This is a genomic window from Bacterioplanoides sp., assembly GCF_965219715.1.
Taxonomy (GTDB): domain Bacteria; phylum Pseudomonadota; class Gammaproteobacteria; order Pseudomonadales; family Oceanobacteraceae; genus Bacterioplanoides.
In genome coordinates this window covers 1631642-1650128 of the sequence record NZ_OZ244785.1, presented here as the reverse complement: position 1 = coordinate 1650128, position 18487 = coordinate 1631642, and the positions used below count along the sequence as shown (strand labels likewise).

Here is an 18487-nt window from a genome sequence, read left to right as displayed (position 1 = left end):
GGCTAAGTTGCTGAAATCGAAACTTTTTTTAAAAAAGTACTTGCCACCCCAAAATATCTCTGTATTATACGCCGCACTTCCGGGGTCGTTAGCTCAGTTGGTAGAGCAGTTGGCTTTTAACCAATTGGTCGCTGGTTCGAATCCAGCACGACCCACCATCATTCAACGGAAGTTAAGTTGCTGATATTGTTACTGAATTTAATAATTCAGAGAAAGACGCGAGATTCATCTGCGCAGCACTTATCGGGTCGTTAGCTCAGTTGGTAGAGCAGTTGGCTTTTAACCAATTGGTCGCTGGTTCGAATCCAGCACGACCCACCACTTATTCCTAAAAGGGGAGAAAGCCAGCCGGTTTTCTCCCCTTTTTTATTTCCTGTCAGAAAATCCAGAAAGCCGTATCCGGATCGCCAGGGCAGAGAAATAGTGTTTTAGCAAACAGCAGAATGCCGCAGCGGCGACAGGCAACCGCTGTGGTAAAATGTCGGCGCCACTGCAGTAATGGGTGGCTGTCAAAGTAAGTGATGAGAGAGCTATGTCTGACGCGCTACAAACGCCACAACAAGTGATTCGCGAATACTGGAACAAAGAAGAGACTGTGACACCGGCTGAGAAAGATGCCCTGAAACAGGAAATTCGTGAGCTTCTGGTGCAGGAAGATGCTGTACTGGTGGCGCATTACTATTGTGATCCGGAAATTCAGGCGCTGGCTGAAGAAACCGGCGGTACGGTCGCCGACTCGCTGGAAATGGCGCGATTTGGTCGCGATCACAAAGCCAGCACTCTGTTAGTCGCAGGTGTTCGTTTTATGGGCGAGACGGCGAAAATTCTCAGCCCTGAAAAACGCATTCTTATGCCAACTCTTGAGGCGACCTGCTCGCTGGATATTGGTTGTCCGGTCGAAGAGTTCTCGCAGTTCTGTGATCAACACCCGGACCGCACGGTCGTGGTATACGCCAATACTTCTGCTGCGGTTAAAGCACGAGCGGATTGGGTGGTCACCTCCAGCATTGCACTGGATATTGTGACTCGCTTGAAAGAGCAGGGTGAAAAGTTGATTTGGGCGCCGGATAAACACCTGGGTACTTATATTCAGAAACAAACCGGTGCGGATATGATCCTTTGGGACAGCGCCTGTATTGTGCATGATGAGTTTAAAGCCAAAGGCGTGGAAGACCTGAAGAAGGTTCATCCTGATGCTGCTGTGCTTGTTCACCCGGAATCTCCGGATGCTGTTGTGCAGCTGGCTGATGTTGCGGGTTCAACCAGTCAGTTAATTGCTGCAGCAAAATCGTTGCCGAATGACACCTTAATCGTTGCTACTGATAAAGCCATTTTTTATAAAATGCAGCAGGAAGCGCCCGACAAATTGCTGATTGAAGCACCTACTGCTGGTAATGGTGCAACGTGTCGCAGTTGTGCTCATTGCCCGTGGATGGGAATGAATGAGCTGCAGAATATGCGCGATGTGTTAAAGCATGGTAGCCAGGAAATTCTGATTGAAGAGGGCTTACGTCAGCGTGCGGTGATCAGCCTGGATCGTATGCTGAGCTTTAACAAATAAGCTTTCACGTATAAAAAACGCCGCCTGAAATTTATTCACGCGGCGTTTTTTATGCCTTTCTGTATCAGTTGCCAAACGACGTCGGGCTGTTTGCCATGATACGTACCCGTCGGGTAATGGCTGCTTCCTGTTGAAAATCCTGATGCTTTTTCGCCAGTTTAAGCGCCAGTTCCATTTGCCGTAAGGCTTTGGCCTGGAAACCAGTGGCGAACAGATATTCACCATTGGCCCGGTGGGATAACAAAATCTGATCTGCCTTACCTGCCGCCTCTGCCAGTTTGCGCCATACCTGAGGGTTGCTTGGGCGTTGTTCAGACAATGATTTTAATGTCTGAGTCGCCAAATCAAATTGTTGTGCAGCCATCAATATGCGGGCTTTAGTGCTTTGTAACTGAAAGTCCTGGGGCTGATAAATCAGGCCGTCGTCGAGAATTCCGATGGCTTTGGCATATAGCTTCTGTTGGGACAGTAATTCCGCTTTTAGTGTAATAAAAGCCACGTGGTCGCTGTATGGTGCGGCGATGTCTTTGAGAATTTTTAGGCCTTTTTCTGCTTCGTTGTTTTCGGCTGCAATTAGCGCAAGGGCGATTTGATTGGCTGCGTAACGCTGGCTGTTTTTATCTTCCAGTGTCAGCTGATGGTTAAAATAGGCAGCTTGTTCGGCAGCATTCAGCTGATAGCGCATCATGGCAATGTTGCGCAGAATATCGAATTCAAAACTCACCAGCCGTGGTTTACGCGGGAAGTTTTCAGCCCGGCCGGCAGCATCGGCAACCCGGGTTTCTGTCACCGGGTGAGTCAGCAAAAATTCCGGCGGACGTTTATTAAAACGGTTGGCCTGCAGCATTGCCTGGAACATCGATGGCATAGCATTGGGGTCCAGGCCTGCGCCTACCAAGGCTTTCATGCCAATACGATCGGCTTCACGTTCCCAGTCGCGGCTGTAAGCCAGCTGGCTTTGTACCGAAGCCGCCTGGCTGGTCACCAGGCCGGCGAAGCCCGCATCGGCATTATTGGTGGCAATCAACAAGATGCTGGCGAGCAGGGCGGCAATGGCGACCGGTTGTTGTTTTTCCGCGTTTTCAATCTGGCGGGCAAAATGACGTTGACTCAGGTGAGCCAGTTCGTGGGCTAATACGGCGGATAGCTCATCTTCGTCACGGGCGTACAGCATAATGCCAAAATTGATGCCGATGATGCCGCCGGGAACGGCAAATGCGTTAAGTTCCGGGCGATCAATAATGACGAATTCGAAATCAGATAATTTTACTTCGCTATGGGGAATCAGGCGGAAAATCAGGTTTTCAAGAAACTGATTGGCCAGTGGCAGTTCAATGGTCGATGTCTGACTGCGCAGTTGGCGTAACCAGAGACGGCCGAGTGCATGTTCTTGCTGTAATGATACGTAGCTCGACGCGCTGTCACCCAGGTCGGGCAGTTCTGTATTGGCCAGAGTCGTGTTGAAAGGGCTGCTCAGAGCAGCAAGGCAACACAGGGTGGCGAGCTTTTGTTTCACTATTGAATTTTCCTGATCTGATTCCGTTGATCCGATTATCACCTTAAGCCACTGTTGAGAGCAGTCAAGACGGTGAAAAGTTCTGCAAAGACCACTAAAGCATAGTGGGCATTTGTCAGCAGGGTATGCTTTTCTCTGTTAACCCTTGTGACATCCACCCTATAATGTCAGGTTCAGTTTGGCAAAAGGCGATTTTCGTGTCTGATTTAACAACTTATCAACAACATCTGGATGCGAGCGGGCTTGAATGTCCGATGCCTTTATTAAAAACAAAGCTGGCTCTGAAACAACTTGCTGTTGGAGAGGTGTTATGGGTGACAGCGACGGATGCCGGTTCATGGCGTGATATCCGTAAATTTACAGAACTCACCACTCATGAGCTGATGAACGCTGAAGATAACGATGGCGTCTATCAGTATTGGATTAAAAAGGGAGCCTGATGGGCATGTTAAACGTCGTAAGACGCTGGATCGATCGCTACTTTTCAGATGAAGAAGCGTTATTGTTATTACTGCTGATTACTGCAGTGCTGGTCATTATTGTGACCCTGGGCCAGGTGCTGGCGCCTTTTCTGACGGCGGTCGTGCTGGCGTATTTGCTTCAGGGTGGCATGAATTACTGCAAAAGCCGCGGACTTGGCCATCTGGGCGCCACGGTGACCGTTTTCTTGTTGTTTGTCAGTTTATTCCTTGCTTTGTTGTTTATCATCATGCCCGCTATCTGGCAGCAAACGACTCAGTTTTTCTATGAACTGCCGCGCATGGCGACCAAGGGGCAGGCGTTACTGATGCTGTTGCCGGAAAAATATCCGGAGCTGGTATCGATTGAGCAGGTGCAGGAGTGGACGCATCAGATTGGTGAAGAGTTGGCGAAGATTGGTCAGCTGGCTCTGAGCTTTTCCATTTCAGGCATTACCGGAGTAATGGCGGTGCTGATTTACTGCGTATTAGTGCCGATTCTGGTGTTTTTCCTGCTTAAGGACTCGGATCAGATTGTTAACTGGGGAACCTCGTTTTTGCCTCAGCGACGCAATATGCTGAACAAGGTCTGGGCCGAGATGGATGAGCAGTTTGCGAATTATATTCGTGGCAAGGTCGTGGAAATTGGCATCGTGGGTGGCGTTACTTATATAGCATTTGTGATCCTTGGCGTGAATTACGCTGCGTTACTGGCGATTGGTGTCGGTTTGTCCGTATTAATTCCCTACATCGGAGCCGCTGTGATCACGGTGCCGGTTGCGATGGTTGGCTACGTACAGTGGGGCTGGAGCAACGATTTTATCTACCTGATGGTGGTCTACGGCATTATTCAGGCGTTGGATGGCAATGTGCTGGTGCCTTTGCTGTTTTCTGAAGTGGTTAGCCTCCATCCTGTAGCAATTATTGTTGCGGTATTAGTGTTTGGTGGCCTCTGGGGTTTCTGGGGGGTGTTTTTTGCCATTCCGTTAGCAACCCTGTTTAAAGCGGTGTTGCAGGCCTGGCCCAGCCAACAGGGAATTGAAGATCAGGCGGCCTGAACTAATGGCCGGTTAAAATGAGAGCGGAATTGCCGCTCTCTCTTGTTTCTGAGGCCTTGCATCAGTAGTATTGCGCCTCTGTTTTTACGCTCAGATTTTGGAGTATCGCTCAATGATTACCGGCAGTATTGTTGCTTTGGTAACCCCCATGCATGACGATGGTCAGTTAGATTGGGAAGCCCTGGACCGCCTGGTTGAATTCCACATCAAACAAGGAACTGACGCCATTGTAGCCGTGGGTACCACGGGCGAATCTGCGACGCTGGATACTAAAGAGCATTGCGCTGTGATTGACCGGGTTGTGAAAGTGGCTGCTGGCCGCCGTCCAATCATTGCCGGTACCGGTGCTAACTCTACCTCGGAAGCGATTGAGCTGACTCAGGAAGCGAAAGTTCTGGGTGCCGATGCTGCTTTGCTGGTAACGCCTTATTACAACAAACCACCGCAGCGTGGTTTGATTGCCCATCATGAAGCTATTGCTGCTGCCGTTGATATTCCACAGATCCTGTACAACGTACCGGGCCGTACTGCTTGTGACATGCTGCCGGAAACCATTGCTGCTCTGGCGGATGTTGAGCAGATTGTCGCAGTTAAAGAAGCAACCGGTGACCTTGAGCGTGCACGTCAGGTAATCGATCTGGTAGGGGATCGTATGGCGGTTTATTCCGGTGATGACGAAACCGCTTATGAGCTGATCCTGCTGGGCGGCAAAGGTAATATCTCGGTTACTGCTAATGTGGCGCCAGCCATGATGCACGAACTGTGTATGTTGGCTCTGGACGGCAAAGCCGATGAGGCAAAAGCACTCAATGACAAGCTGATGCCGGTGCATCAGGCGATGTTCTGTGAAGCAAACCCGATTCCTGTGAAGTGGGCGATGCACAAAATGGGTCACATGGGCAAAGGCATTCGCTTACCGCTGGTAGAGCTGGAAAACCGCTACCGTGCCAAACTGGAAATGGCGTTGTCTGGTCTGGATCTGATTTAAATGATGAAGTTTGCATCTCTGAAACTGACTGCTGCTGTATTCACTGTTTCTCTGGTCAGCGGCTGCAGCCTGTTTGGCGATACGTTTGATGATCGTGCTGAAAACTATCTGACCACGGAAGAGTTGCCGGTTATTCAACTGGCTGATGATTCTCCTGAGCTGGCCTTCAGAGATGCCAATGTTATTCCTGAGTTGCCGTTGGAACCACAGCAGCCTGAAAGCTTCGAGACACCACGACCGTTGGTATTTGTTGCGCAGGTGAATGATGAGACTGTGGTCACCAGTCTGGCTCAGTTCCGCTCCGAAGCGTTAAATCCGCGTCTGGATAAAGATGGCGCCGGAACCGAAATTTTACGCCTGGATTTAGGTTTTGCGGCTTCCTGGGCGGCAGTAACCGAAGCCATTGCAGCCTCTGATCTGAAACTGACTGACCTGAACCGCAGTACCGGAACTTATTATCTCGAGCTTAATAAGACTGAAGTTGTTGATGAGCGCAGCTGGTGGGATAAGTTGTGGGGCGAAGAGCTGGTAACAACCGCGACCTATTTGCTTAAGATGAACCGTTCCCGTCAGGGCGTATATTTATCTCTGCTGACCGATGCCGATAACCTGGCGGAAGCTGAGCAAACGTCACGCGTGTTAGCCGAAATTGAGACTCAGCTGACCCAGTGAAATATGCATCATTAGGCAGTGGTAGCCGTGGCAACGCCACTGTAGTTGAACATCAGGGTGAATGTATCCTGATTGATTGTGGCTTCAGCCGGAAAAGCACACTGCAAAGAATGGCGCAGCTGGATCTTGATCCGGCACAGCTGAAGGCCGTTTTGGTTACACATGAACACAGTGACCATGCGAAAGGTGTGCAGACATTATGTGATGCTCTGGATATTCCGTTTTACACCTCCTTCGGAACGGCAAGAAAGATGGAGTGGCTGGAGCATAGCCGATGGCGTTGTATTCGTTCCGAGCAACCGCTGGAGCTGATCGGCCTGAAAATTACCCCTGTGTGTGTGCCGCATGATGCACAGGAACCGCTGCAGTACGTAATGAACAACCCGCAAGGGATGAAGTTGGGAATTTTGTCTGACCTGGGGTCATTAACCCCACACATTGTGGAGCATTACTCCGGCTGTCATGCACTGCAGATTGAAGCCAATCATGACCCTCATTTATTGCAGGTCGGACCATACCCTCCAAGTCTGCGGGTACGAGTTGCCGGTAACTATGGCCATCTGAGTAATCAGCAATGCGCTGAATTAGTGGCCAGAGTTCAGTGGGGTGGTTTAAAGCGCGTCAGTGCCGGACACATCAGTGAAAAGAACAATGACCGCAACCTGGTTCGGGAGCTGTTAGCTCCGTTACTGAACTGTCACCCGGCAGATGTGGATTTGCTTGAGCAGGATGTGGTTTCAGACTGGTATCAGCTGACATAAGAATTCTAAACGCCGCGGTATTGCCGGGGCGAAAATTTTAAAACTATTTTCCGGAGAAACTCCTATGGAAAAACGTGAACTGCTTTATTCCGGTAAAGCTAAATCCGTTTATACCACAGACGACAACGATCTGATGGTACTTGAATTCCGTAACGACACCTCAGCCTTTGACGGCAAAAAAATGGAGCAGCTGGATCGTAAAGGTCTGGTGAACAACAAGTTCAATGCTCATGTTATGACAAAGTTAGCGGAAGCTGGTATTCCTACTCACTTTGATAAGTTGCTGTCAGATACCGACTCTCTGGTAAAACGTCTGGACATGATTCCATTGGAGTGTGTGGTTCGTAACGTTGCTGCTGGTAGCCTGGTTCGTCGCCTGGGTGTGGAAGAAGGCATTGATCTGGTACCACCAACGTTTGAGTTGTTCCTGAAAAACGATGAGCTGGGTGATCCTATGGTGAACGAATACCACGCACGTTCGTTCGGCTGGGCCCAGGAAGAACACATCGCTAAAATGAAAGAACTGACGTTTAAAGTTAACGATGTGTTAAAGCAGTTGTTTGCCGACGGCGGTATGCTGTTGGTTGATTACAAGCTGGAGTTTGGTTTATTCAACGGTGAAGTGGTTTTGGGTGATGAATTCTCTCCGGACGGCTGCCGTTTGTGGGATGCCGAAACCCGCGAAAAGCTCGACAAAGATCGTTTCCGTCAGGGGCTCGGTAACGTTGTTGAGTCTTATGAAGAAGTTGGTCGCCGGATTGGTGTCGAGTTCTGATTTAACTTCTGTTCATAATATGAACGGAATAAAAACCCGCCGGAAGAATTTCCGGCGGGTTTTTTTGTGGCTTTTTCCAGTAACTTTAATAGTGTGACCCGCTCGTGCTTTACGGCCAAATAATTTGCAATCTGGGATTTTGCAGGCACACTAGCGGAACAATGAGTTACAGATTTGCCGACAGTGAACAACATTGAGGTGAATCTATCCGGTCTATTGGACTTAAAAAATACAGGAACACATCATGAAGAAGACTGCGATTGCGGCAATTCTGGCGGCAATGACTCCAATGGCTGCACAAGCCGACTTACTTTTTACTGTGGGCGCTAAAGCCAGCATCTGGAATGCCGAGCCTACCGGCCAGCTGGACAAAGGCGTATCTGTTGAAGAAGACGGCCTGAATCTGGACTCAGAAAATGGCCAACAGCTGGCGGTTTATTTTGAGCACCCACTGCCATTTATCCCGAATATCCGTTTAAAGCAAACCAATCTGGATATTTCTGGTGATGGTAATATTAACGTTAACTTCCTTGATCAGAACTTTAACGAGAAAGCGAAAAGCACTCTGGATCTGAGTCATAAAGATTTAACGCTGGTGTGGGGTTTACCGCTGCCACTGCCATTTATTGATATTAACTTTGGTCTGACAGCTCGTCAGTTCGACGGTACTGCTGAAGTACGTGGTCAGCAAACTGGTGTACGTAAAGGTGTTGATTTAGATTTCGTTATGCCACTGCTGTACGGTGAAGTACAAATCGGCACACCATTCGGTATTTATGGTCACGCAGACGTGAACTACATCGGTTACGGTGATAACAAACTGCAGGACATGTCTGCAGGTATTGGTTACGACCTGCCAATTCCGATTGTTGATCTGGGTTTAGAAGCCGGTTATCGCTCGATTAAACTGGAAACCGATGAAGATCTGGCTGATATCGATACCGACGTTGAAATTAAAGGCGCTTACTTCGGTGCTAATTTCTCAGTAGGTTTCTGATTTATCGGAACCCGAAGAGTTACAAAAAAGGGCTGCTTTCTCACGAAAGCAGCCCTTTTTTAATGTTGAGCTATTTGCAGCGTTTTAAACCAGCGTAAAGCGAACCGTACGGCTGCCGGTTTTAATTTCAGCAACACTGACCCGTACTACCTGATTCAGAATAAAACGTTCGTCACCTTTGTAATGACTCAGCGTTTTGGTATCAAATGTCCAGTCTTTGGCTTTACGGCGATCAATCGTACCTTCAATACCGCTGTCTTCCAGGCGCACGGTAAAATTCTGAGAATTCATATGTACGATGCTGGCGTCGTATTGAGCGTCTTTTTCCTGTTGTGCTAACCAGTTCAGTTTTAACCAGCTTTCGGTTTGCCAGGCGGCGTTACGGCTGGTGGTCTGGCGTTGCTGGATGTCTGCTAACTGCTCTTCAGTCGGCAACTGTAATGCTTCACCATTCAGTAATTCTTTGATCAGGCGATGCAGCAACAGATCGTTGTATTTACGCAGGGGAGAGCTGAACGTTGTGTAGTGTTCAAAGCCCAGACCAAAATGCGCACCGGCTTCTAGGCTCAGATTGCTGCGCTCCAGTTGGCGGCTGATAATGGTACGCAACGGCAGTGTTGAATCCGATTGTTCAGCTTTTTGTACCCATTCAACAAACTCAGCCAAGGTTTGAATTTTTGGCTTACGTTCCAGTTCCAGTTGTTCTCGAATTAATGCAACCACTTCGCCGATACGTTCCGTACGTACGCCATTGTGATTGATGAAGAAGCCACTTTCTTTTTCAGCCAACCAGCTGGCAATAGAGCGGTTACACGCCAGCATGCATTCTTCAACCAAGCGATGTGCCTGATTGCGCTCAAGCTTCACAATTTCTTTAGCTTTGCCTTGCTCGTCGGTGATGATTTTATAATCCGGTCGTTCTTCCATAATCAGGCAGTTTTGTTCACGGAAGGATGACAATGCCTGGGAGCAATTGTGCAGGTGAATAATGTGGCCGTGTAACTCAGCCGGAATTTCGTTGTCTTCACCGTTTATTAGCTGCGCGACTTGGGTGTAGCTTAATTTCGCCTGGCTGCGGATTTTCGCGTTGTGAATATTAGTGCTTTCGATGCTGCCATCTTCGGCCACTTTTAACTCAACCACCATGGCCAGGCGCAGCTCATTTTCCTGCAACGAACACAGTTGCTCAGATAGCTCGGCCGGTAACATTGGCAGCATGCGATCAGGAAAATACGATGATGTGGCGCTTAATGCCGCGGTTTTATCCAATGCACTGTTAGCACTGATCAGAGCCGCCGGGTCGGCAATAGCGATCCATAAGGACCAGCCCTGGCTGTGTGCCTCAGCGTATAATGCATCATCGATATCGCGAGTACCGGCTGAATCGATGGTTACAAACGGCAGATGTGTCAGATCGGTGCGGTTGTTGAGTTCTTCATCCAGGCCTTTTTCAACCAGCTCGGCAACCTGCTGGTTCACTTCGTCAGAGAAGCCAGACGGAATGGCGTATTTCGCCAGAATAAAGTCATGTTCGATATGTGCTTCGTCAGGCTTGCCGATGATTTCATCGATATGCGCCTGTGCGCGGCCATTCGGGTAAGGGTGCTGACTGATATGAGCACGCACCAGATCACCTTCTTGGGCTTTCATTCGTTTTGCCGGTGGCACAAAAATCCAGCGATTCAGCAGATCATCATCCGGTTCAATAAAGTGGCCCTTGCCGCGGACAACGTAAGTGCCAAAGAAGCCATTAACGTCGCTGCTCAGTACTTTTTCAACGATTGCCTGCTGTTTGCCTTCACCTGCGGCCTCTACACGGAAAGCAACCTGGTCACCGGGTAATACTTTTTCCATTTCGTCCGGTGACAGGAAGAACTGTTGTTTGTCTTCCGTATTGACGAAACCAAAGCGACCGGCGGTTGCCCGCACTCGGCCTTCATGTCGGGGAGTGCTGTCGTGTATCTCTTTTTTCAGGCTTTTAAGCTGGGTAAGGGCGTTTTTATCGAGCATCCGCAGGGCAACCAAATTGAAATTTGAAAAGGCCGCCAGTTTACGGAAAAAGGCTGATTGAGGCCAGCGGATAACAGCGAAGTGTAAATAGCTGCGTTGGAATATTAGGCGGGATAAGACCGAAATTGCTACAATAACAAAACGTTACACGGATTTTTGTTGTTTGTAATACAAATGTCTGAAAAAGTAGCTTTCCTGACTAAGCTATAAGCTTGGTGCATCAGCGGACGCTCGCTGATGATACATAACTAAAAAGCAATAATTACAAGATAAGTCCATAAGGTTTCCTTCATGACCACAAAAAATCAAATTAGCCGCCGCAACTTTATGAAGTCTGTGGCAGCAGGCGCCGGTGCAGCTTCTGTTCCTGCAGCGTTAACCGGCTGTATTGGCGATGATGACAAAGACGACAACAAAAAAGACCTGACGGTATTTGTTTTTGGTCACGGTGTTGCTTCAGGTGATCCATTATCAGATCGCGTGATTATCTGGACCCGTATCACTCCGGATAAGAATGCTGGAACTGTTGCGACCGCAGAGTGGCGTGTGGCAACCGATGAGGCCATGCGTAATGTTGTAAAAAGTGGTCGTGTCGATACCGATGCCAACAAAGATTACACCATCAAGGTGGATGTGACGGGTCTGGACGCAAACACGACGTATTACTACCAGTTTGAAGGCAGCGGCAATACCAAATCGGTTGTTGGTAAAACCAAAACTCTGCCGGTAGGTGATGTCTCTGCAGTGAAGATGGCGGTTTGTTCTTGTGCCAATTTCGCTTTTGGTCGCTTTAATGTTTATAAAGACATGGTTAACGCAAACGCTGATGTTGTTGTTCACCTGGGCGACTATATCTACGAATATAAATCCGGTCAGTATCCGACTGAATACGCAGAAGGTCGTCAGCCTGATCCGGTTGAGGAGATTGTGAAACTTGAAGATTATCGTGCACGTTACAACCAGTATCGTCGTGATGCAGATCTGCAGGAACTTCACAAATCTACGCCTTTTATCTGTGTCTGGGATGATCACGAATTAGCAAACGATACCTATAAAGACGGTGCAGAAAACCACACCGAAGGCGAAGAAGGTACTTTTGCGGACCGTCGTGCTGCGGCGATTCAGGCCTACCACGAGTGGCTGCCAATTCGTACCGGCAGTGATGCAGCAAAAATCGATCGTTCGTTCGACTTTGGTAACCTGTTAAGCCTGCATATGCTGGACACTCGTATGGTGGCCCGTGATAAGCCACTGTCGTACTCTGATTTCAACCTGCCGGCAGACGCTGGTAAGTTGGTTGCTGAGCTGGGCAAAACAGACCGTACTTTGCTGGGTAAAGAGCAGCAGGATCGTGTTGTTAAAAACACATTTGAGTCGGGTGCTGTATGGCAGGTATTGGGACAGCAGGTTCTGATGGGCCGTATTCTGATTCCGGCGGAGCTGTTAGCTGCTCTGGGTCAGCTGCAAGCTGAGCTGGAGAAACCAACTCCTAACCAGACGTTAGTTGCTACGCTGCAAACTCAGATTAATACCTCGCTGGTACAACTGGTTGGATTAAAGACAACCGATCCAACCAATGCGCGTTTAACTACGCAGCTGCCATATAACCTCGACGCCTGGGACGGCTACCCACCTGCGCGTGAAGAAATTTTACAGCGTATGGCTCCAAGCGATGTTGGTAAGCCGGATGCAGCAGGCTTAGTTGGCCGTAACAAGAACCTGGTTGTGCTGGCTGGTGACACTCACAACGCCTGGGCAAGCAACCTGTATCCTTTTGATGCTGATAACAATGTGGATCGTCGTAAGTCGGTCGGTGTTGAATTTGCGACAGCTTCTGTCACTTCTCCGGGCTTTGAAACTTATGCGGGTTTCGGCACAGATCCGGTTAAGAAAGCTCAATTTGAAGGTGCAATCACTGCGCTGGTTGATGACCTGCAATATATCAATGCCGGTGATCGTGGCTACATGGTGGTGGAATTCGGTAAAGAAGAAGCCACTTGTGAATGGCGCTTTGTTGATACCATTAAAGAAGCTGACTACAACGTTATCGGCGTGAAGAAAATGAAGGTGAAAGCGGGCGAAGGTAATCGTAAATTACTTCCTGCCTGATAATCCTGAACATAAAAAAACCCGCTTCGGCGGGTTTTTTTATGTCTTGCTGAAATCTGAGTCTGCTTCAGGCTTTATATAGATTTACCCAGCGAAACTCATCCAGCTCATCCAGGTCGGGAACCGTAAAAGATTCTTCACGGCCGATTTTCTGATACGGCGGGAAGTCGAAATTTTTTACCCGCGAGTCGGCTACCAATACTTCATCCGCTTTTTGGCGAAATATTTCCAGTAATGGCAAATTCGCTTTGTCGTATAAAACATCTGCCGCAATTAATAAGTCGAGGGGTTCATCAAATTCGAATAAATCGCCGTGCAGACGGTACTCCGTATTGTTGAGCTGACCATTCGCCTGACAAGACAATAACGCGTCCGGGTCGATATCACAGGCAATCACTTCCTTTGCCCCAGCCATCACACAGGCGATGGCGACGACGCCAGATCCAGCGCCAAAATCCATCACCTTTTTACCTTCTACCCAATGTGGATTGGCTAAAATTTCCCGCGCCAGTACCTGGCCGCTGGCCCAGCAAAATGCCCAATAGGCCGGGTAACTCTGAATCGACAAAATCTCATCCTGAGAAAAAGGCCGGCGCATTGCTTCAGGCTCAACCAGCCAAAGCTTTATTTGCTGGCATTGGGGTAATGTCTGAACAGTGACGCTGGCGTCGGCCAGCATGTTTTTAATCAGGGCATCTAAAGAAGATTGTAAGGATGTCATAAGGTCATCGTTATCAGGCAGAAAATTACAACAAAACAGCGCAGTCGGGTTCAGCCACCTGATAGCCCGCTGCTTTTAACGCTTCAGCAGCAAGCTGATCAGCATAATGGTACAACACCAGTCGCTGACGAATTTCTGGCTGGTATTCCGCCAGGTCTGCCAGGCCTGTGTGGGATGGGTTCGGCTCAACACCACAGTCATGAAAAATCCGTTCCTGGCCGGTTATTTTATGGTGCAGAATTTCCGGAATCGGTCGGGTATCGCCGCTGTAGAAAAAGCGCCCCGGCAAATGCAGTGCAAAGCTTGAGTTCGGAGTATGGTGGCGAGTCGGATACAAGCGGTAGTGACAACCCCGCCAGTAGAATTCATCCGTGACCGGAATCAGCTGAAAAGATTGCCAGAAGTTGTGTTGACCTTCCGCCATACTGCCAAGTTCCGGATAGGTCGCCAACCGTTGGTGTAATGTGCTGATGATACTGAGTGGCACAAACAGTTTAATTGGCGAACTCTGGCTCAGTTTTGCCCGAACCGTTAATATCTCCAGATCAGTGATATGATCGAGATGGCAATGGCTGATAAAAATGGCTTCGGGCAATTGTTGATAGCGTTGCTGAAAACTGTGCACTGTGCCCGGGCCGCAATCAATTAATAACTGCGGTTGGCTATTGAGCTCGAGTGTTGCTGCTGAGCTACCAACGGCCAGCTGGCCACCACTTCCACAACCATGAAAATTCAGCGAATATTGCGCCGTTTTTGCGGTCATATACAACAGGTTCCGATATTCAGAGAGGTCTGCATTATGTGGCGTCCAAAATTAATGTCCATCCCTTCTGCGGAGGAGGCTCTTCCCGGGCGACCAGAACCGTTGGAAGTGGATCCAATTCATTTTGTGAACGGCGAAAACTTTGTTGGTGATTGTCCAGACGATCTGGAAGAGTTGATTGTTGGTATGGGCTGTTTCTGGGGGGCAGAGCGCCGCTTCTGGCAAGCCGATGGTGTTGTGGCTACGTCTGTTGGCTACGGGGCCGGGCACACGCCCAATCCAACCTATCAGGAAGTCTGTAGCGGTAATACCGGTCATAATGAACTGGTAAGAATCTGGTATGACCCGCAACAAACCAGTCTGGAAGCCATGCTGAAAGTATTTTGGGAAAGCCACGATCCTACGCAGGGAATGCGCCAGGGGAACGATGTGGGCACCCAATATCGATCGGGAATTTATCTGCAGAAGGATCGCGATATCGAGCTGGCCGAGCGCTCGTTGCTACGTTATCAGCAAAAGCTCGTTGCTGCGGGTAAACCGGACCAAATCACTACTGAGATTCTGCAAGGTGTGCCTTATTATCTTGCGGAAACGTATCACCAGCAGTATCTGGCCAAGAATCCCAATGGCTATTGCGGTTTAGGCGGTTGCAACATCAGTTACGACTAACTCAGCTGGTGGTGGTATTGGCGCGGCTGTGCTGTTTGACCTGGGGAAAAGCCAGATGAATAGCCCAGGCGATGGCGCAGGCGTAAGACAGGTTGGTGGTCAGTTCGATGTGCGGGTTATTAAGAAACTCGCGTTGTGACGCCAGCCCACGAATGCGGCTGGCTAAATCCGGATCAAATGCGAGGTACTGGTTCCAGACTTTTTGGTGAAGTGCGGCGTCAATCTGAAATATGCCAAAACTTTTTTCCTGATGACTGCCATTTTGTTGTCCGATTTGCGCCAGCGCCAGCAGGATGTTTTCTGTGGCATCTGAGTCTTTACCCAGATATTTTAAGGTTGGACGAATCACCGTTTCCCGCAGTTCTTTTGCATCCAGTTCCATGGCAAGCTTGTTCCTGAAAAATACACAACTCTTAATTAATTAGCAGACTACCTTTGGTTCGCCAGTATGCCGAGTGAAATTTATGCCAGATTCAGCTGAAGGAATGGAGAAATCTTCAATATCCTGGTTCGACAGTCACTGTCATTTTGATTTCCGCCAGTTTGATGACGAACGTAAAGAGCTTTGGCAACGTGCCCGGCACGCAGGGGTGCGTGGTATGTTGATTCCCGGGATTACATTGGCGCAAAGCCAAGCGTTGGCGGGTTTCTGTCAGCCCGATTGGTATTTTGCTCAGGGAATTCACCCGTATTTTCTTAGCCAGGCTGATTTCGCTGACCTGAATGGCCTGGAGTCCGAGCTGAAGCAGTCTGCTGCCGTTGCGGTGGGAGAAATTGGCATCGATAAAACCCTGCAGCAGCAAGCGGTGGATCCGGAAGTTGAGAGCAAGCGCCAATGGCAGTTTTTTACCGATCAGGTAGCCATTGCTCAATCTTTAAAGTTACCTCTCATCCTGCATATTCGTGGTGCCCATGACGAAGCATCGAGTTATCTGAAACAACAGGGCTTTAGCAGCGGTGGAATTGTTCACGCGTTTTCAGGCAGTGTGCAACAAGGAAGGCGTTGGCTGGATACGGGTTTTAAGCTGGGAATAGGTGGTGCGATGACCTTTCCTAGAGCGAAGAAACTGCGCCGAACACTGCAGCAGTTGCCGTCGTCCGCTTGGTTGCTGGAAACCGATGCGCCGGATATGTCACCGGCATTTCTCGCGGGAAAAACCAACACCCCGGAGATGATTCCGCTATATGGCTATCTGTTAGCGGCATTACGTCAGGAATCGGCAGAGGCTCTGTCTCAGCAATTCAAACGTAATTTAAATACTGTTTTACCCACCATTCAATTTTAAGAGCGTTTAGCTCTTAAAATCTTATCTGATAAAAAGTTCCCGCTGTTTTTATAGAAAGCGGAGCTGAGCATCTGGTTTTTTAGATCAGGTTTTTTCAAATACTTGTACAACGGCAGACGACTGTATAGCTTGAAATGCAAGCCCACTGCAGAGGTAACCTGCTATGTTTGCTCATCATATGTTCGGACTGCTCTACCATCCACGGGAAGAGTGGGATGCAATCCGTAAGGAAGGCGCGCCCAGTCTTGTTCAGGTTTTCGCTCGTTATGCTCTGATTCTGGCATTAATCCCACCGGTGTCGTTGTTTATCGGTACTACTCAAATGGGGTGGAGTATTGCCGGTGGCGACGTGGTGAAGCTCAGCGTCGAAAGCGCAATACCGATTGCGGTTGGATTCTATTTTGCGTTGCTGTTTGGTCTGGCATTTGTCTCTTATTGCATGTTCTGGATGGAGCGAACGTTTGGCGTCACCGCGAGTTTTGAACGCTGTCTGATCTTTACCATTTACACTTCTATTCCATTGTTTTTGTCTGGCTTTATCGGTCTGGTGCCGATTCTTTGGCTGGATGTTTTTGTGGTGCTGGGAGCGGTTGGTTACACCGTCTATTTACTGTATAGCGGTATTCCGATTTTTATGGATATCCCGGAAGAGCGCGGCTTTATTTTTGCCAGCGCGATGCTCACTGTTGGTTTATGTGCCCTGGTTGGCTGTATGGCGATCACGGTAGTGATGTGGGGAATGGGCTTAGGTCCGCAGTTTATCGGTTGACTTAACTGGTTATAAACATCGGACCGACAATCTTTCAGACATAAAAAAGCCCGGCTACGAACCGGGCTTAATGAGATGGCTCCCCTCATTTCAGAGTATTCTGAATTGGGATTTCTTACGAAGAGGGCCATCTCATGTCTACGATCAAAATCCTCGGTATCGATTTAGGCAAGACCTATTTCCACCTGATTGGTCGCAATGACCATGAAGACATCATCGTTCAGAAAAAACTTACCCGTACCAAACTCCTCGAATATCTGGTTCAGTCAACGCCTTGCCTGATTGCTTTTGAAGCTTGCGGTGGCGCTCATTGGTTAGCCAGAGTGTGTCAGTCATACGGCCATCAGGTTCGTCTGATTCCACCAAAGTACGTAAAGCCATATGTTCAAGGAAACAAAACCGATTTTATTGATGCGCAAGCGATTGCAGAAGCCTGCTCCCGACCACACATGCGCTTTGTTCCGGTAAAAACAGAGACAGCCCAGACTCTGTCTGCCTGCCATCGTTTGAGAGAAGGTTATATCAAAGAGCGTACCGCCCTGATGTCCCGTATTGGTGCCATTTTGCTGGAGTTTGGACTATCGCTCCCTAAAGGTCATCCCACCATTAAGACGCTGTTTTTCTGGCTGGCTAAGTAAAAGCATATCACCTTACCAACTGCCTTAATGGCTGAACTGCAATCCGCACATGATCACTATCTATATCTGAATGAACGCATTTCTGAGCAGGATAAAAAGATAAAACAATGGGTTGAATAGGATGAACTTTGTCAGTTGGTGAAAACAATTCCTGGTGTGGGTGATATGACGGCCAGTCAATTAATTATGCGTATTGGAGATGGAACACAGTTTAAGAACGGTCGTCACCTGGCCGCCTGGCTTGGGCTTGTACCGAAGCAATACGCCACTGGTGGAAAACAAAATCTGTTGGGGATTAGCAAACGAGGCAATAAACAACTTCGATGTTTATTTGTCCATGGAGCCAGGTCGGTGCTGTCGAAATGGGATGAAGAGAAAAGTCCATTCAGCTCCTGGCTGAAGGAATTAAAGAAAACCAAACCGTTTAATGTGGTTTGTGTCGCACTGGCGAACAAACTTGCACGGATAGCCTGGGCAGTGCTCAGCCGCAAGCAAGTATTTGTTAGTTAGTGTGATTATCGGGTTTGCAGGTAGTTAATGATGATGAAAACGGTTGAACCGGCCAGATAAAACCCCGTCACAAAAAACAGCGTAGAACGCTGTGGGCTTTTTAGGGCTATCTGGCGCGGATGCTCATCGAGGAGCGGGAAGTAGAATTCCCACCACGACTCCGAATACATTAGCGCAAAACCATCTCGTCGTCGAAAAGTACTTGCAACGACGAGGGGAGCCATAC

The 18487-nt window shown here is 48.8% G+C and carries 17 protein-coding genes, 2 tRNA genes and 1 pseudogene; 15 read left to right on the top strand and 5 right to left on the bottom strand.

The genetic code is table 11. The features are described 5' to 3' along the window. Positions 1–82: 82 nt before the first annotated feature. The 3 genes from ACOQOZ_RS08015 to nadA all read left to right on the top strand — a co-directional run bounded on the left by ACOQOZ_RS08015 (position 83) and on the right by nadA (position 1561). Positions 83–158, top strand: a tRNA-Lys gene (locus tag ACOQOZ_RS08015). 87 nt (positions 159–245) lie between these two features. Then, positions 246–321 (top strand) — tRNA-Lys (locus tag ACOQOZ_RS08010). A gap of 211 nt (positions 322–532) precedes the next feature. Continuing rightward, on the top strand, positions 533–1561 hold the full coding sequence (gene nadA, locus ACOQOZ_RS08005; protein ID WP_420591751.1) for a quinolinate synthase NadA: 1029 nt from the start codon (positions 533–535) through the stop codon (positions 1559–1561). 64 nt (positions 1562–1625) lie between these two features. Here nadA and ACOQOZ_RS08000 read toward each other — a convergent pair whose 3' ends face one another. Beyond that, positions 1626–3077, bottom strand: a complete 1452-nt coding sequence (locus tag ACOQOZ_RS08000; RefSeq protein WP_420591750.1) for a M48 family metalloprotease — start codon at positions 3075–3077, stop codon at positions 1626–1628. 197 nt (positions 3078–3274) lie between these two features. Here ACOQOZ_RS08000 and ACOQOZ_RS07995 point away from each other — a divergent pair, with 197 nt between their 5' ends. From ACOQOZ_RS07995 to ACOQOZ_RS07965, 7 genes are all read left to right on the top strand, one after another. Next, entirely contained in the window at positions 3275–3517 is a 243-nt protein-coding gene (locus tag ACOQOZ_RS07995; RefSeq protein WP_420591749.1) for a sulfurtransferase TusA family protein, read from the top strand. A gap of 5 nt (positions 3518–3522) precedes the next feature. Then, positions 3523–4593 carry an AI-2E family transporter gene (locus tag ACOQOZ_RS07990; protein ID WP_420592405.1) on the top strand — a complete coding sequence of 357 codons (1071 nt, stop codon included), beginning with the start codon at positions 3523–3525 and terminating at the stop codon, positions 4591–4593. Between the two features lie 112 nt (positions 4594–4705). Continuing rightward, complete coding sequence (gene dapA / locus ACOQOZ_RS07985) at positions 4706–5581, top strand: 4-hydroxy-tetrahydrodipicolinate synthase (RefSeq protein WP_420591748.1); 876 nt, start codon at positions 4706–4708, stop codon at positions 5579–5581. Continuing rightward, the gene (bamC, locus tag ACOQOZ_RS07980; RefSeq protein WP_420591747.1) at positions 5582–6253 is read left to right on the top strand and encodes an outer membrane protein assembly factor BamC; all 672 of its coding nucleotides are present in this window, start codon (positions 5582–5584) and stop codon (positions 6251–6253) included. After that, the gene (locus ACOQOZ_RS07975; RefSeq protein WP_420591746.1) at positions 6250–7014 is read left to right on the top strand and encodes an MBL fold metallo-hydrolase; all 765 of its coding nucleotides are present in this window, start codon (positions 6250–6252) and stop codon (positions 7012–7014) included. The genes bamC and ACOQOZ_RS07975 overlap by 4 nt, the downstream gene beginning before the upstream one ends. Before the next feature lie 64 nt (positions 7015–7078). Then, positions 7079–7789, top strand: coding sequence for a phosphoribosylaminoimidazolesuccinocarboxamide synthase (gene purC / locus ACOQOZ_RS07970; RefSeq protein WP_420591745.1), 711 nt, complete (start codon positions 7079–7081; stop codon positions 7787–7789). A 244-nt stretch (positions 7790–8033) separates the two neighbouring features. After that, the gene (locus tag ACOQOZ_RS07965; protein ID WP_420591744.1) at positions 8034–8786 is read left to right on the top strand and encodes a TIGR04219 family outer membrane beta-barrel protein; all 753 of its coding nucleotides are present in this window, start codon (positions 8034–8036) and stop codon (positions 8784–8786) included. Between the two features lie 84 nt (positions 8787–8870). Here ACOQOZ_RS07965 and ACOQOZ_RS07960 read toward each other — a convergent pair whose 3' ends face one another. Further along, positions 8871–10796 (bottom strand): ribonuclease R family protein, encoded by a 1926-nt coding sequence (locus ACOQOZ_RS07960; protein ID WP_420591743.1) that lies wholly within the window; start codon positions 10794–10796, stop codon positions 8871–8873. A 291-nt stretch (positions 10797–11087) separates the two neighbouring features. Here ACOQOZ_RS07960 and ACOQOZ_RS07955 point away from each other — a divergent pair, with 291 nt between their 5' ends. Beyond that, complete coding sequence (locus ACOQOZ_RS07955) at positions 11088–12905, top strand: alkaline phosphatase D family protein (RefSeq protein WP_420591742.1); 1818 nt, start codon at positions 11088–11090, stop codon at positions 12903–12905. 67 nt (positions 12906–12972) lie between these two features. Here the strand turns inward: ACOQOZ_RS07955 and ACOQOZ_RS07950 are convergent, their stop codons facing one another. Beyond that, entirely contained in the window at positions 12973–13626 is a 654-nt protein-coding gene (locus tag ACOQOZ_RS07950; RefSeq protein ID WP_420591741.1) for a class I SAM-dependent methyltransferase, read from the bottom strand. A gap of 25 nt (positions 13627–13651) precedes the next feature. After that, positions 13652–14389 carry an MBL fold metallo-hydrolase gene (locus tag ACOQOZ_RS07945; RefSeq protein WP_420591740.1) on the bottom strand — a complete coding sequence of 246 codons (738 nt, stop codon included), beginning with the start codon at positions 14387–14389 and terminating at the stop codon, positions 13652–13654. 36 nt (positions 14390–14425) lie between these two features. Between ACOQOZ_RS07945 and msrA the strand changes: the two genes are divergently transcribed. Then, positions 14426–15058 carry a peptide-methionine (S)-S-oxide reductase MsrA gene (gene msrA / locus ACOQOZ_RS07940; protein ID WP_420591739.1) on the top strand — a complete coding sequence of 211 codons (633 nt, stop codon included), beginning with the start codon at positions 14426–14428 and terminating at the stop codon, positions 15056–15058. A gap of 1 nt (position 15059) precedes the next feature. On the opposite strand, the gene ACOQOZ_RS07935 is transcribed toward msrA, so the two are convergent. Further along, positions 15060–15440: a hypothetical protein gene (locus ACOQOZ_RS07935; RefSeq protein ID WP_420591738.1), complete on the bottom strand. Its 381-nt coding sequence runs from the start codon at positions 15438–15440 to the stop codon at positions 15060–15062. Positions 15441–15522: 82 nt separating this feature from the next. Here ACOQOZ_RS07935 and ACOQOZ_RS07930 point away from each other — a divergent pair, with 82 nt between their 5' ends. The 3 genes and pseudogenes from ACOQOZ_RS07930 to ACOQOZ_RS07920 all read left to right on the top strand — a co-directional run bounded on the left by ACOQOZ_RS07930 (position 15523) and on the right by ACOQOZ_RS07920 (position 18261). Next, complete coding sequence (locus ACOQOZ_RS07930; RefSeq protein WP_420591737.1) at positions 15523–16344, top strand: TatD family hydrolase; 822 nt, start codon at positions 15523–15525, stop codon at positions 16342–16344. Positions 16345–16507: 163 nt separating this feature from the next. Beyond that, the gene (locus tag ACOQOZ_RS07925) at positions 16508–17113 is read left to right on the top strand and encodes a Yip1 family protein (RefSeq protein WP_420591736.1); all 606 of its coding nucleotides are present in this window, start codon (positions 16508–16510) and stop codon (positions 17111–17113) included. A gap of 134 nt (positions 17114–17247) precedes the next feature. Beyond that, a pseudogene (locus tag ACOQOZ_RS07920) lies at positions 17248–18261 on the top strand (IS110 family transposase). Positions 18262–18487: the final 226 nt, after the last annotated feature.

Bases quoted from the DNA above. Each gene is read 5' to 3' on its own strand.
- nadA (WP_420591751.1), top strand. From the start codon at position 533: ATGTCTGACGCGCTACAAACGCCACAACAAGTGATTCGCGAATACTGG.
- ACOQOZ_RS07990 (WP_420592405.1), top strand. From the start codon at position 3,523: ATGTTAAACGTCGTAAGACGCTGGATCGATCGCTACTTTTCAGATGAA.
- dapA (WP_420591748.1), top strand. From the start codon at position 4,706: ATGATTACCGGCAGTATTGTTGCTTTGGTAACCCCCATGCATGACGAT.
- bamC (WP_420591747.1), top strand. From the start codon at position 5,582: ATGATGAAGTTTGCATCTCTGAAACTGACTGCTGCTGTATTCACTGTT.
- purC (WP_420591745.1), top strand. From the start codon at position 7,079: ATGGAAAAACGTGAACTGCTTTATTCCGGTAAAGCTAAATCCGTTTAT.
- ACOQOZ_RS07965 (WP_420591744.1), top strand. From the start codon at position 8,034: ATGAAGAAGACTGCGATTGCGGCAATTCTGGCGGCAATGACTCCAATG.
- ACOQOZ_RS07960 (WP_420591743.1), bottom strand. From the start codon at position 10,796: ATGCTCGATAAAAACGCCCTTACCCAGCTTAAAAGCCTGAAAAAAGAG.
- ACOQOZ_RS07955 (WP_420591742.1), top strand. From the start codon at position 11,088: ATGACCACAAAAAATCAAATTAGCCGCCGCAACTTTATGAAGTCTGTG.
- ACOQOZ_RS07950 (WP_420591741.1), bottom strand. From the start codon at position 13,626: ATGACATCCTTACAATCTTCTTTAGATGCCCTGATTAAAAACATGCTG.
- ACOQOZ_RS07945 (WP_420591740.1), bottom strand. From the start codon at position 14,389: ATGACCGCAAAAACGGCGCAATATTCGCTGAATTTTCATGGTTGTGGA.
- msrA (WP_420591739.1), top strand. From the start codon at position 14,426: ATGTGGCGTCCAAAATTAATGTCCATCCCTTCTGCGGAGGAGGCTCTT.
- ACOQOZ_RS07935 (WP_420591738.1), bottom strand. From the start codon at position 15,440: ATGGAACTGGATGCAAAAGAACTGCGGGAAACGGTGATTCGTCCAACC.
- ACOQOZ_RS07930 (WP_420591737.1), top strand. From the start codon at position 15,523: ATGCCAGATTCAGCTGAAGGAATGGAGAAATCTTCAATATCCTGGTTC.
- ACOQOZ_RS07925 (WP_420591736.1), top strand. From the start codon at position 16,508: ATGTTTGCTCATCATATGTTCGGACTGCTCTACCATCCACGGGAAGAG.